The sequence below is a fragment of the Rhodothermaceae bacterium genome, assembly GCA_009838195.1.
GTDB lineage: Bacteria > Bacteroidota > Rhodothermia > Rhodothermales > Bin80 > Bin80.
Map to the genome: position 1 here is coordinate 23393 of VXSC01000044.1, position 14218 is coordinate 37610.

Sequence of the window (14218 nt, forward strand, 5' to 3'; positions counted from 1 at the left end):
GTTACGGAGTACTGTCAACTGAATAGCGACCACGCACACCACCCTCTTTGGATACTAGTCGTATGTCAGTGATACGTATTGCCTTCGAAATAGATTTACACATGTCATAGATGGATAACGAAGCGATCGACACAGCCGTCAATGCTTCCATCTCCACTCCGGTGCGTCCGCATGAAGTAACCTTGGCTTGAATCTTAACAGCGTGCGTCTTTTCATCAAACGAAAACGAAAGTACGACCGAATCCAATGGAATCGGATGGCATAATGGAATCAGCCGGGCAGTATCTTTCGCCCCCATGATTCCAGCTAGCTGCGCTGTAGTTAGTACATCCCCCTTGGCAATACGCTTCTGCGTCAGTGCCGTGTATGCATCAACACCTAATTGTATAACCCCCTCCGCGGAGGCACTGCGTGTCGAGGAAGGCTTCCTCGAAACGTCTACCATGTGGATGCCACCTTCATCCTCCAGATGAGTAAATTCCGGCATTCTAGAATCGTATGAATTACCTGATACCTGACAGGGGTTCTTTTGTCCCTGTCCTAAAATTTTCGTACAATTCACCCTAATGTAACGTAATCACATCTGAAGTATCCCCTGAATGGGTAGGACACTCCTGGATGTGAGGTGATATCGCAATAATTCCGCTGATACTATGACTGATATTTCGACCCTCTGTGACTTAATTGATTTTGGCCTGACCCATAACTCTGGCATTGTTTCTTCTACCAAAAGGAAGGGAACATGGATCGATACGGACGTGGCTACATTTCGAGAGCGTATGGATGCCTGTGCTGCAGGTTTTTACAGCCTGGGCATACGAAAAGGGGACCGGGTTGCTCTCCACTCGGAAAACAGCACTGAATGGCTCATTGCTGATCAGGCACTGTTATCTCTGGGGGCAGTCAGCGTGCCTATCTATACCACCCAGCCCGAAGGGCAAATCTTACACATTGTTCGTGATGCTGGTGTGCATGGATATATCGTATCGTCTCAGGAATTGTATGATCGGTGTCCCAGCGAGATGATGGTAAATTCAGACTTGAAATGGGTGATGGGAATCCTCGGCAAATACACCGATGATATGTTCACCATGGAGGATCTGATTGAGCGTGGCAGAAAACAGCTTTCCGAGACACCAGATCTGCTCAATGAAACCAGATCGGCGGTGAGCAGCGACGACCTGGCGACACTTTGCTACACGTCCGGTACTACTGGTCAGCCCAAGGGGGTTATGCTCACACACGGGAATTTGACGACCAATGCACTTGCATTGGCCGAACGCTTACCGTTCGATGTTCCCGCACGTGTCCTGTCCTTTCTTCCCCTGTCTCATTCGCTGGAACGCGTTGCCTCTACCTTCTATCTCTCCCAGTCTTGTCCCATCTACTTCATTGAAACGACCGATGAGTTGATGGAGGATATGCAACATGTGCGCCCGGCACACATGACGACGGTGCCTAGATTGCTTGAAAAGGTTCATGCAGGTATCATGACCAAAGCCGTAGCCGAGAAAGGAATCCCAGGATTGATTGCCCGGTGGGCCTTTGGACGCGCGGAACGGTTTGATCTTGAAAACCCCAGTTCAGGTTTGCAGGACAAGCTTGCGGACAAGCTTGTCTACAGTAAAGTACGGAACACACTCTTTGGTGGAAATCTGCAGGCACTGACCAGCGGGGGTGCTGCACTGTCAACTCAGGTGCAGGCTTTTATCAATGGCTTGGGCATTTATTGTGGCCAGGGATACGGTCTAACTGAAACCTCTCCCGTAATTACCCTCTACGAGCGTAAAAAACTTCGTCCAGGCTCGGTCGGAACCGCGATTCGAGATGTAGAAGTGAAGATTGCTGAAGATGGAGAAATTTTGACCCGGGGGCCGCATATTATGCGTGGATACTATAACATGCCCGAAGAGACCGCGGAGACGATTACCGATGACGGATGGTTGCACACCGGCGATATCGGGAAGCTTGATGAAGATGGCCATCTATACATTACTGATCGAAAAAAACAACTCTTTAAGCTCTCTACCGGAAAATACATTGCTCCCGTGCCAATTGAGGTAAAGCTGGCTTCGGATGCTCTCATTGAGCATGCCGTTGTGATTGGCCCTGATTTCAAGTTCTGTGCCGCTCTGATCGTCGTAGATGCCGCCTACGTAGAAAATGCTTACGGATCTGAGCCGGATGTACAGATCCTGAATAACGCAGTCCAGACCGTAATCGATAAAGTGAACGAAGATCTGCCGCCCTGGGAACAGGTGAAGAAGTTTCATTTGATCCTTGATCCATTCACCATTGATACGGGGGAACTCACACCCACGCTGAAAGTGAGGCGGAAGAATGTATTTGCAAAATATCAGAAAGAAATTGACGGACTTTACTCGTCCTAGTCAGCGATATTCATCACTTTCCCGCGCAACGGATATGGAGCATCGCCGTATGCCACGGCCGTGATATTTCTTCCTTAATCATGAAACTTGACCTGACTCCTTTTGGCATTGAAGTCAAGGATATTCGACGGAATGTGGTTCCGGCAGTACTGTACGAGGATGCTCTGCGCAATGAAGCCACCGCAGCAATTACACAGAGTGGTGCACTGGCCATCACAAGTGGAAAAAGGACAGGCCGCAGCCCTCGGGATAAGCGCATCGTTAAGATGCCTCCAAGCGCAAGCGATATCTGGTGGGGTTCTGTAAATCTGCCTATTGATCAGCATACCTTCGAAATCAATCGGGAGAGGGCTCGCGATTATCTCAATACCCGCGAACGACTCTATGTGGTGGATGGCTATGCCGGATGGGATCCCCGCTACCGTATCAAGGTGCGCATCATCTGCGAACGAGCGTACCATGCCCTGTTTATGCGAAATATGCTGATTCGGCTCAGCGATGAGGAGTTGAAAGCCTTTGGCGAACCGGACTACGTCGTCTACAATGCCGGTATGTTTCCAGCCAATCGCCACACGACCTATATGTCCTCTAAAACCAGCATTGATCTTTCTTTCGAAGATCAGGAGATGGTCATCCTAGGTACGCAGTACGCCGGGGAGATGAAAAAAGGCATCTTTACGATCATGAATTACATCATGCCCCGCAGAGGGGTATTGTCTATGCATTGCTCGGCGAATCAGGGAAGGGAAGGTGACGTCTCTCTTTTTTTCGGGCTTTCGGGAACGGGAAAAACCACATTGTCTGCGGATCCTGCCCGTGCACTGATTGGTGATGATGAACATTGCTGGACAGAAAATGGGATTTTCAATATCGAGGGTGGCTGTTATGCCAAGGCCATCAATCTGTCTGCTGACCAAGAACCGGAGATTTTCAATGCAATCCGCTTTGGTACTGTTCTGGAAAACGTTGTTTTCGATCCGGTCACACACACCGTGGACTATACGGACACGACCCTGACCCAAAATACCCGTGCCTGTTTCCCCATTGAGTTTATGCAGAATGCGCAGATTCCCTGCGTAGGGAGGCACCCGTCAAATATCATTTTCCTCACATTTGACGCTTTTGGGATTCTGCCACCAATTGCGCGCCTGAGTCCCGAACAGGCAATGTATCACTTTATCAGCGGCTATACCGCCAAGGTTGCAGGAACGGAAGTAGGGGTCAATGAACCGGTGGCAACCTTTTCTGCGTGCTTTGGTGCGGCATTTCTGGTATGGCACCCCGCAAAATATTCTGAATTGCTGGCGACAAACATTGAAAAACATAAGGTCAATGTCTGGCTTATCAATACCGGTATGGTCGGGGATCGAAATGAGCGAATCCAGCTTCGGTATACCCGCGCGATCATTGATGCCATCCATAATGGAGACCTCCTTGATGTACCCACAGTACGCGAACCTATCTTTGGGTTGGCAATTCCTACAACGTGCCCCGGCCTGCCAAAAAGTCTCCTGTTTCCTGAGAAGGCGTGGTCTGATCCAGATGCTTATCAGGAAGCAGCCCAGCGCCTCGCAGTTCTCTTTACTGATAATTTTGCTCAGTACATCAGCAAATGCTCTCCCGAAGTTCAGTCTGCCGGTCCTCTGAGTAACCAGGGATCGGAGGTGTATTTTCCCCGAGGCGGATGATTCTGGCCTTATTAGTCATCAATCGTCGGGCATGATACCCCCGATTACTCAATCACTGCCAGATCGAAAAGACGATGGCTTGCAGAATAACCGGCGAAGATGCCGCGCCCACCTTCAAGGTTTGTGTATATATTGGCCGGTTCTCCAAATCCACCAAAATCCTCCTGCTCTTCAATTGAGCCATGGTATTCCACATATTCAGGACTCAAAGCCGTAACGAAAAGGATCAGAGTCGCTTCCTCAAGATTTCCCAAATCTGATGGTATTTGCACCTTGATATCAAAATCAAAGTCTGGATCATCCACAAAACGATCAGAAGAGACCCCAAGGGAACAATCAAAGTCATCACTAGCTTCCACGGACACGGGATTCAGGACATCACTAAATGAACAGAACCAGCGTGGACTGTCATGGCGCATGGGTAGACCTTGAACCCGATATGTTGTCCCGCCCAGAGGGAATCCAAGAAAAATGCCAAAACTATAATAATTGAGACCCGGGCGATTCTCCAAACTAAAACTGACTACATACCCTGAATCTTCGAACACGTCAGTAGGGTCCAATCTTGAGATCTCTGCATCTGAAATGACTGGAGGTGCAGGAGCCATCGAAATGGCAGATACGGAAGGAAGTCCTGGAGCTTCGACAACGATACGGTAGGAGACATTTGCCCTCGGCTTGCGCAACTGTGATGAGACATACCAGCCATCCTCTCCTCCATCATGTATCAATCGGGCAACAAGCGACTCCTCCCTATATACCATTACCGTAGCGTCGGTTAAAAATGCATCTGTTGTATCACCCAAACTCCCGAGCGGAAGGGTTTTTGTGACTCGCGCTGACCAGACCGAATCTGGAGAGAATTTGCTGATAATGGCGAGTTCGGAGTCGTAATCCGGTGGATCAATTTCGACTACCGTTTCACAGGCCGACAACAGGACCATACTCATTACAATCGGCCAGATTAATCGGAAAGAGGTCAACTTTGATTTTCTGCTAAATTCGGTCCGAGTGGGCCATTGACGTATCATGCAACTCGCTAAAAATGAATTCCTCATCACCATTTTGTCTGGGTCCGCCAGAAAAGCTGAAAGAGCCTTTTTTCTTGCCTGAAGTAACCAGCCGTCAATATGAACAGCACTTTGCATTTTGACATAACTAGAAAGACAACTGATAGCTGATGGAAGGCACGATTGGGAGTATCGAAAACTTCTTGAAGATCAAATCACCATTATCAGCACTATCGGCAAAAATGCTGATTGCATTCCTTCGACTGTACGTGTTGTAGGTACCTAGGGTCAGGGTGCGCTTTACGCGTGTCATTGTTCGATGAATACGCATCCCAATGTCCAGCCGATGATAGGCTGGCATTCGTGCGCCGTTGCGGGCGCTCTGCACCCGATACAGCGCCGTCCTCTCACCTCTTGTCCATGGAAAAACAGTCCGCGAGGATGACTCAGCGACGAGATGTCCGACTGGTAGCGTAACCGCCTGACCTGTACCATAAACCCATGTTCCACTGATATCAAACCGGGCGTTGAGTTTATGGCTGATTACCAGTGCGGCATCATGACGGCGATCATACCGATATGGAAACCAACGGCCATCGTTAATTTCATCGAACTTTCGGCGACTCCAGGATAGAGTATAGCCGATCCAGCCTGTCGTCCGCCCTGACCGCTTCCGAATAAAGACCTCTCCACCGTAAGCAACCCCATACCCCGACACCACGCGATCTTCCCAGTTCCCATAGGTGGCATTAAAATAATTGGCACCATCTTCATATTCGATCAGATTATCCATCTTTTTGTAATACCCTTCCAGTGACAGCTCGAGCTTTCGGTCCGCGAGCATCTGGACAACTCCACCTGCAACCTGCCATGATTTTTGGGGCAGCACTTTTGCCGTTGCAGGGACCCATAGGTCTGTCGGCAGAGATAATCCACTAGTCGTTGCTAACAGATGAATATACTGTTGCATGTATGCAAGAGATGCTTTCAGACTAGTTTGTGCGTTCAAACGCCACAGTGCCGCAATCCGAGGTTCGAGTGAGACGTAGGTTCGGTCTTCAATCAAAAAGTTTGATGCATGCACACCAGTATTCAAGCGGATCCGGGAACTAAGACGCCAATCATCTTCGATGTATGCCTGGAACTCTCCCGCTCGGAGGCGGCGATTAGGAGAAGATGTTGAATCCGTGATGGCACCATCAACCCTGAAGACCTCCTCGTAGGCACCAGTGAGGAAGTAATGCTGCAGTGCGCCCACCCCAAAACGGATGCTGTGATTGGCACTTGGGATGAATTCCAAATTCACACGTGCATGCAAATCACGAATACCAGATTCGTATGAGTTTTTATATCGAGAAGTTGAGGTTCCCCCTGTATCGTATCGGTATTCGCTGTCAGCAAGCAGCGCGTAATCGGTATAGCCAACCAAAACATTCGAAAATAACCGTGCTCCGAAGATGTGATTCCATCGGATGGTCGCCGTCAGATTGCTCCAGCTTAACCCACTTCGATCCTCATCGTCATTCCCCTCGTACCTGTAATAAGAGTACAAACGATCATTCCCTGCATAACCGCTTAGATAAATTCGGTCATTGGGTGAGAGAATCACGTTGGTCTTTACATTAAAATCATAGAAATAGTACCCAAAATCTTCTTCATCGCGATCGAGGAAGGGGCGGACGAGCAGGTCGGCATAGGATCGGCGTGCGGAGATTAAAAAAGATGCGCGGTCACGCTTGATGGGCCCCTCCAGTGTCATACGGGATGCCAAGAGCCCAATGGCTCCCGTTCCTGTAAACCGCTTCATATTCCCCTCCTTCATGGTGATGTCAATCACTGAAGATAGTCGCCCACCGTAACGTGCCGGAAATCCCCCCTTGAGGACACGGACATCCTTGATAGCATCGGAGTTGAACGTACCCAAAAATCCAAATAGGTGACTCGGATTATAAACTTGGGTCCCGTCGAGGAGATATAGATTTTGGTCCGGCCCACCTCCACGCACATAAAGACCCGTTGAGCCCTCTACACCGGACTGAACTCCAGGCAGAAGTTGAATGATGCGTAATACATCCGCCTCTCCCAGAAGCGATGGAAGATTCTCGATATCCTGGACAGGAATTGTTACTCCGCTCATCTGTGTTGTCTGCAGTGCGGATTCGGCAGGTGCAATCACTTCCAATTCCCCCAGAGCGAGCCTAGCAGGCACAAGCGAGATATCCAGGACAAGGTCCTCCTGAGACGAATAGGTCAACCGTTGCGTAGTATATGCGACATGACTGACGACCATGCTCACGCTGTCGCCAAGCAATGTCAGGCTGTAATAACCGTATTGATTGGTCGTGACTCCTATGTCTTGAGTAGACACATACAACGCCGCTCCGACGACCAGCTCTCCGGTTTCAGAATCCGTTACGGTTCCACTGACTGTGATGGGGTTCTCCTGAGCAGACACAACTGGCAGGCATAGACCAAAACCTATGAATACCAGCAAGATCGGGATCTTGTGTGAACCAATCATTTTTGAGCCAAGATCATGGGCGACAAATCTTCCATTCCGCTACCATATTCTCCTCTCCATTTAGGATATCATAGGCTATTTCCCGGCGAGCAGGCATGATTTTGACCATCACTGGCAACAACCTTCCCGATTGAAGTTTTCCAGCAACCAGGACGGAGCAATCGTACTTGAGGTAACGTACGGTCTACCGGCAACAACATTGCTGGTTGAAGTTTCAATGATCAGCCGCTCGCTCTGAGTCGAACCCTTCAGGGAACCGAACCGCATCCACAGCACTCCCTCGTCATCTGCTACCATGGTGTTGAATGTAGGCTTCAGTATTAGGGATGTCTCGGAATAGCTGATCTTTCTCCTCATCAAGGTAACACAACGACTGCCTGCCGTAAAACAACGGGCGCGGTGGCAAAAGAGAACATGAATACGCTGGGACCGCAAGGATACCGTCCCAATTCATCACTTCGTGCCAGAAGCAAGCAGATAAATGACAGCCATTCGTACGGCAACACCGTTCGTGACCTGATCAAGGATCACAGCCCGCTCGTGCTCTACAACTTCATCATCTAATTCAACCCCTCGATTTACCGGACCCGGATGTAGCACAATCATATTCGGACTCCGCTCCATGTGATCTGCCCTTAGCCCATAGAGGGCATGATATTCACGCAGAGACGGGACTAGACTCGCCCCAAATCTTTCACGCTGCATACGCAGTGTTATCGCTACATCACAGTCTTGGAGTGCATCGTCGAGATGATGCACGACTCTGACCCCCAATTTATCTATGTGAACGGGCATGAGGGTTTGGGGACCACAGACCGTGACGTGGGCACCCAGTGTCGTGAGTGCAAAAATATTTGATCGCGCAACACGGCTGTGTGCAATATCCCCGATGATTGATACACGCAGATTCGAAAAGGACTCATAGTGCTCTGAAATTGTCAGCAAATCAAGAAGCGCCTGAGTCGGGTGCTCGTGGGCTCCGTCCCCTGCATTGATAACACTTCCCTGAATACAACGTGTGAGAAAATGTGCTGCACCAGGTGAACTATGGCGAATCACTGCCATATCTACCTTCATCGCCTCAATATTCTGAGCTGTATCACGCAAGGTCTCTCCTTTGGACAAACTGGATCCTGATCCGCCGAAGTTGACTAGATCTGCAGATAGCCGCTTTGCAGCGAGCTCAAAAGAGATACGTGTTCGTGTAGATGGCTCAAAAAACAGGTTCGCGATCGTGAACCCGCGCAGGGTCGGGACCCGCTTGATCGGGCGTTCCAAGACCTGGCGGAATTCTTTCGCTGTCTCAAGGATCAGATAAAGTTCACCGGCACTGTACGTTGATAGGCCAAGTAGATGCTTATGTTGGAGAATCTTTGAGTTGGTTTGTGAGCTTGCACCTTCCATCAGTCTTCCCCCCGTTCAACTAACCAGACGCCATCACGATCATCAACTTCACGAAACTGCACACGCACCTCTTCCCTAGAAATCGTCGGGACAACACGCCCAACCATATCCGCACGAATAGGCAATTCGTAATGGCCTCGATCAATAAGCGTGAGAAATTGTATTCTCGATGGTCTCCCTAAATCTGTGACTGCATCCATCGCTGCACGTACAGTGCGTCCGGTGTACAACACATCATCCACCAAAACCAGATGTTGGTTACCTACGTCGAACGGAATGTCGGTCGTTCGCATTTGTGCCATGCGGGGTCTCTTTCGAAAATCATCGCGATACATCGTTACATCCAGGGTCCCCGTAGGAACTTCTACACCCTCCAAGTCACGTATAAGTGCCTGTAGCCTTGATGCGAGATAGACACCACGCCGATGCAGACCGACGATTGCAATCCCGCTATCGGGATCCCAAGACTCAATAACCTCTCTGGCCAACCGAGTGATTGTCCGCTGTACATCTTGCGCGTCCATCAAACGCGCTTTAACGATATCTGAAGGTTTCATGCGTATAATCTAAGCACTGACATGCATCTTTCAACGCCTCCACCCAATGGAAAATACTAATTCAGCCAGCTCGCTCAAATATTTGGACCCTATCACGGTGTCCCGGCTGAAGAACATGGAAATGCGAGCCCGTCTGGTTGTTGAAGGATTCATTACCGGCCTGCATAAGAGCCCTTACCACGGATTCTCGGTTGAGTTCGCAGAACACCGACTTTATAACCCGGGAGATGAGTTAAGACATGTAGACTGGAAGGTCTATGCAAAAACAGACCGTCATTATGTCAAGCAATACGAGGAAGAAACAAATCTGCATCACTACGTCGTTCTGGACACATCAGCCTCCATGCAGTACCGCCACACGGGCCACCTGTCAAAACTGGAATATGGGGCATATCTGGCGGCAGCATTGCACTTCCTCATGATCCTGCAACGAGATGCGACCGGGCTGTTATCCTTTGACTCCGAACTTCAGACGTTTCTCAGGCCGAGAAGTACGATGCGCTATTTACGAGAAATTCTGTCGCATCTGGAACGCTTGGTAAAAACTAGAAGCACAGAGACCTATACCGGAACCGCACGCGCACTTCATCAAGTTGCAGAACGGGTCCGGCGACGATCCCTGATTGTCGTGATTTCAGATCTGATCGAAGAATCTGACTCTCAGGAAGGTATCGTTCGCGCATTGAGGCACTTGCGCCACAGGGGGCATGAAGTGCTCATCTTTCGCATACTTGAAAAAGAAACTGAGAAATTGTTCAATCTTCCGGACCACCCTATGATTTTGCAAGACATGGAATCCGGCTCAGAGCTCTCTCTCCACCCCGGGCAATTGCGTGAGGCCTACATAGAGCGTATGAATTCACTTACCGAGACGCTCAAGCGTCAATGCCTTAAACACACCATCGATTATGTCGAACTTGATACAGGCGTGACGTACGATAAAGCACTTGTAGCGTACTTGAATAAGCGTAAGACCCTACATTAGGCCGAAGGGATCAAAGTCCTGCCTGAAATGGAGAACCGTTGTCTACCCTGAGCGGTCCCTCGAGAGTACCCTCCTTTGACTTTCGTTTACCCGAAGGAGTCGAATCCAACCATCGACTTTAGGGCATATTTCGCGTCACGCGTGAGTATTTACATGTGCGGTTTGCACACCTCCATGTGGTTCTCGAACTCAACCTGCCGAGCTACCGACTCGAAGCTGTACAGCAGTGGCAGCCTGGTAGGCAGTACTCCCTGAAACCGTTTCCTCTTGAGCGTGCAAATGCACCTTGAATTGATGACTCTCTCGAGAACAGATTCTCCCTGCCGCATCCGATTCGAGTCCGTCTCCAACTGCCGATCCATTAACGTAGGTTTGGACAAAATCCCCGTTATGCACCGTGCGCAACGAAGGGGAGCAGCAGACTGCCAAGCGAAGCTGCGCGTGCTCCTACGATGAAACTTTTGAGTGTCACCGATTTAGAATTCGGTCACTGCCAAACATCGAGGCAGTCGTTGAATGAGCTGATTTGGGTATTTTCTCCCTATATTTTCCTCGTTTTTTCAATAAAACATTTCCTTACCTTTATTGGGCGCAGACTTCAGCAGTAAGTTGAGTGATTTATGGGGCAAAGCTCAGACTCTAATATCCTTTCGTTTTTCGGTAAGTTGATCCAGCCATTCATTCCAAGAGTGAATCGCTTGGCCACGGTGACTTTCATTGCGAACGTGGGATTGCTCGTGATCACTGGATTGGCTTTGTCTGCGACATACATCACCAATTCGATGAATGGGCAGCGAGAGGAAGCCCGTGGCACCGCAGAAAAGAGTGCAACCCAATATTCTGAAGTTTTTGCAGATATTGGCGAAATTTCTATTGCAAGCGTAGCACGGACGGCCGACGCGTCCCTGAACGCACCGATGACCGCCCAGGCGTTCACGGCTGCTTTTTTAGTCAGTGCCGCCGCCGAAGCCAACTACGACACCTCCTACGTGATTCAAATCCTAACCTCCATTACCGAGGAAACGGTATTAGATGAGTTCTGGATTACCGACAGGGAAGCCCTCTCCTACCTTACCAACGTTCGTGGACCGGACGGTGCTCTGATCCCTTTCCGATTCGCGGAGAGCCCGGTTGAGCAACCACAAGCATACAAGTTCTACTCACTGTTGGACATACCACCTGATTCATTTCATGTGGTTACGCAGCCCGCGCAAGTGCGTGAAGTAGATCGGGCCGTATACAAGTATGTTGGCACCAATGGCGTGGACCACGAACGAATTGTACAGGTCGGAAATTTATTGGATTTCGGCAACGATGAGCTGCTCAGTCAAACCCATGCAGATGAAACTGCTGACGTTTCTGCTGTAATTGAGGGCAACCTGTCCGCCAACATGCGGGTGGTCGGTGTCATCCTTGATCACTTTGTGGTCGCTTCTATCGCTGCAAGTCGTAGTGTCGATGCTCTGGAGGAAGACTTACGTAGAATTATACAGCATACTGCCGTCGGCGAAATCACGATAGCTGACCGTGAAAGCCGGGTGTTGTTTTCCGAAAATGCCTCTGGTGGATCACGACTTATTTCTCTTGAATATCAGGAGGAACTAGACGATTTATTGACGAATCAGTGGGTGGACCATAGTGGGGCAAAAATTCATCGTGGTGATTCGTCACAGTACAAGTATGTCACGGTCGCTCGCCCCAGTAGCCCATACATAGTTCAGGTTGGTCTTCCACTTGTCCGAGGAAATAGTGCCAGTATCTTGAATACTGTGTATCAGGAGCAGGCAGAGGTCCTTGTTCGCGAGGGGCGTCCCGAAGCACTCTGGTTTATCGATTCGAACGGCAATACGGCAGCAGCAGCCCAGTACTCCGAGACAAATGATATCACCGAAATGGAGGAAGCCTGGCGTAACCCCTATGAGCTGCGATCAAGTACTGCCACCCAGATCATTGAAGCCGCAACCGAAAGTGGCCGCTCCAGTAGTGCCGCACGACTTGGACTTATTGATCGTAATCAACGAGAACTCTGGGTTGCTGCGCCCGTTGCAATTGGAGAAAACCAGATCGGCACCGTCCTAGCCTTCATTAACCTGGACGATACCGTAGCTGGAATCTGGAATAGTATCCGTCAGGGACTGCTTGTCACGCTATTGATGTTGGTATTTACTGCAATTGGCAGCTTTGTTGGAGCACGCCTAATTACGCGCCCCATCGAAAAAATTGCGGAATCTGCACGTTTTGTTGAGAGCGGAGAACAACCCGATGAAGAACTGCTTGGGAGCGTCCTGGACCGTGCAGACGAGATTGGATCTTTGGCTAGAGTCTTCCAGGATATGACGATCCAGGTCTTCAGTCGTGAGGAAGTGCTCGAAACACTAGTGGCCGAGCGTACCTCCGAACTTGTCTCTGCAAATAATGAGCTCCGGCTTGCCCAGGAAGCCATCAATCAAGACCTGGAGATGGCGATGGTTGTGCAAGCCGCTCTGGTAAGGGACGGAACCGCGGATCTTCATAACTTCAAGGCTTCTGCGCGGATGGAACCTGCACTGCAGGTTGGTGGGGATTTTGTGGACTTCTTCGAAGATGGTAACTCACTAATCTGCGTGGTCGGAGATGTATCTGGAAAAGGAGTGGCAGCTGCTCTTTTCATGGCAGCTTCACAGGCAGCAATTCGGTTTGCAACCAGTGAAAGCAAAGATGTAGCCCAAATTTGCCAGAATGCAAACAATCGCCTCTGCCAGCAAAACCCGATGGGACTCTTCGTAACCGTGCTCGTGGCTAAGGTGGATCTGGATAGTGGAGAAGTAACCTATGTTTCTGCAGGCCATGAACCTCCCTACTTACTGAACAATTCCCAGCGTTCGACCGTATCTGGAACTGGAGGAATTGCCATGGGAGTAATGGACGGAATTGACTATAATTCGAGCGTAATCCAAATGCAACCCGGGGAAATTTTATTCTGCTACACGGATGGTCTGACGGATATGGTCAATATTGCCGGAGAGATTTATGGGAAAACCCGACTTGAGCTATCTTTAGATGGTGCTCCAAATTCCGACCCCACAGAAGTCATGAACCACGTATGGGATGATATCAGTAAATTTTCCCACGGGACTGCAGCTGCAGATGATCGAACTTGTTTAGTGCTTCACAGAAAAACTAATTCCCAAAAAACAGAAACAACATGATTGCGACCGATTTTCATGTCCAGGTTGCTGCGCGTGTATCAGAGTTACGTGATCTTGCCGCAATGGTAGAAACCTTCGGTGAGACGCATGATCTTCCTCATCGGACTATTTTTATCGTAAATCTTGCTCTGGAAGAACTCGTTACCAATACGCTTGTACACGGCTCATTCGAGGAAGGTGTTGAGCCACAAATCGCCATTGATCTCAGCATTCGCGATAATCGTGTGCATGTGGTGGTTGAATCAAATGGCGGCAAATTTGACCCAACAGAAGACACCGAACCTGATCTGACGAGTGAACTGGATGCCCGGCCGATTGGCGGGCTTGGAATCCATCTCGTAAAAACTCAGGCGGATAACTTCTCCTACGAGTTTGTTGATGGTATCAACCGCCTGATTCTGGAGTATAACTTAACTTAGTGCCTGGAGAGTCTCAGATTCCTGAGACATTGTAATGCTGACTAACCAAAAAATTT

General features: G+C 49.5%; 10 protein-coding genes. 5 read left to right on the plus strand and 5 right to left on the minus strand.

What is annotated here, in order from left to right; translation table 11 throughout:
- Nucleotide 1 precedes the first annotated feature (1 nt).
- The gene (gene moaC, locus F4Y64_09885; GenBank protein MXX97908.1) at nt 2-487 is read right to left on the minus strand and encodes a cyclic pyranopterin monophosphate synthase MoaC; all 486 of its coding nucleotides are present in this window, start codon (nt 485-487) and stop codon (nt 2-4) included.
- Nucleotides 488-653: 166 nt separating this feature from the next.
- Between moaC and F4Y64_09890 the strand changes: the two genes are divergently transcribed.
- The gene (locus F4Y64_09890) at nt 654-2390 is read left to right on the plus strand and encodes a long-chain fatty acid--CoA ligase (protein MXX97909.1); all 1737 of its coding nucleotides are present in this window, start codon (nt 654-656) and stop codon (nt 2388-2390) included.
- A 77-nt stretch (nt 2391-2467) separates the two neighbouring features.
- The gene (gene pckA, locus F4Y64_09895; protein MXX97910.1) at nt 2468-4078 is read left to right on the plus strand and encodes a phosphoenolpyruvate carboxykinase (ATP); all 1611 of its coding nucleotides are present in this window, start codon (nt 2468-2470) and stop codon (nt 4076-4078) included.
- Between the two features lie 44 nt (nt 4079-4122).
- Here pckA and F4Y64_09900 read toward each other — a convergent pair whose 3' ends face one another.
- The 4 genes from F4Y64_09900 to pyrR form a co-directional block, all read right to left on the minus strand.
- Nucleotides 4123-5226, minus strand: coding sequence for a DUF4249 domain-containing protein (locus tag F4Y64_09900; protein MXX97911.1), 1104 nt, complete (start codon nt 5224-5226; stop codon nt 4123-4125).
- A 10-nt stretch (nt 5227-5236) separates the two neighbouring features.
- Nucleotides 5237-7609, minus strand: a complete 2373-nt coding sequence (locus tag F4Y64_09905; GenBank protein MXX97912.1) for a TonB-dependent receptor — start codon at nt 7607-7609, stop codon at nt 5237-5239.
- A 453-nt stretch (nt 7610-8062) separates the two neighbouring features.
- Nucleotides 8063-9013 carry an aspartate carbamoyltransferase catalytic subunit gene (locus tag F4Y64_09910; GenBank protein ID MXX97913.1) on the minus strand — a complete coding sequence of 317 codons (951 nt, stop codon included), beginning with the start codon at nt 9011-9013 and terminating at the stop codon, nt 8063-8065.
- A complete protein-coding gene (gene pyrR, locus F4Y64_09915; protein MXX97914.1) occupies nt 9013-9570 on the minus strand; it encodes a bifunctional pyr operon transcriptional regulator/uracil phosphoribosyltransferase PyrR in 558 nt (185 codons plus the stop codon). Before pyrR ends, F4Y64_09910 begins: the two co-directional genes overlap by 1 nt.
- Nucleotides 9571-9616: 46 nt before the next feature.
- Here pyrR and F4Y64_09920 point away from each other — a divergent pair, with 46 nt between their 5' ends.
- The 3 genes from F4Y64_09920 (at nt 9617) to F4Y64_09930 (ending at nt 14162) form a co-directional block, all read left to right on the plus strand.
- Nucleotides 9617-10555 carry a DUF58 domain-containing protein gene (locus tag F4Y64_09920; protein MXX97915.1) on the plus strand — a complete coding sequence of 313 codons (939 nt, stop codon included), beginning with the start codon at nt 9617-9619 and terminating at the stop codon, nt 10553-10555.
- A gap of 620 nt (nt 10556-11175) precedes the next feature.
- Nucleotides 11176-13743: a SpoIIE family protein phosphatase gene (locus F4Y64_09925; protein MXX97916.1), complete on the plus strand. Its 2568-nt coding sequence runs from the start codon at nt 11176-11178 to the stop codon at nt 13741-13743.
- Complete coding sequence (locus tag F4Y64_09930; protein ID MXX97917.1) at nt 13740-14162, plus strand: ATP-binding protein; 423 nt, start codon at nt 13740-13742, stop codon at nt 14160-14162. Before F4Y64_09925 ends, F4Y64_09930 begins: the two co-directional genes overlap by 4 nt.
- Nucleotides 14163-14218: the final 56 nt, after the last annotated feature.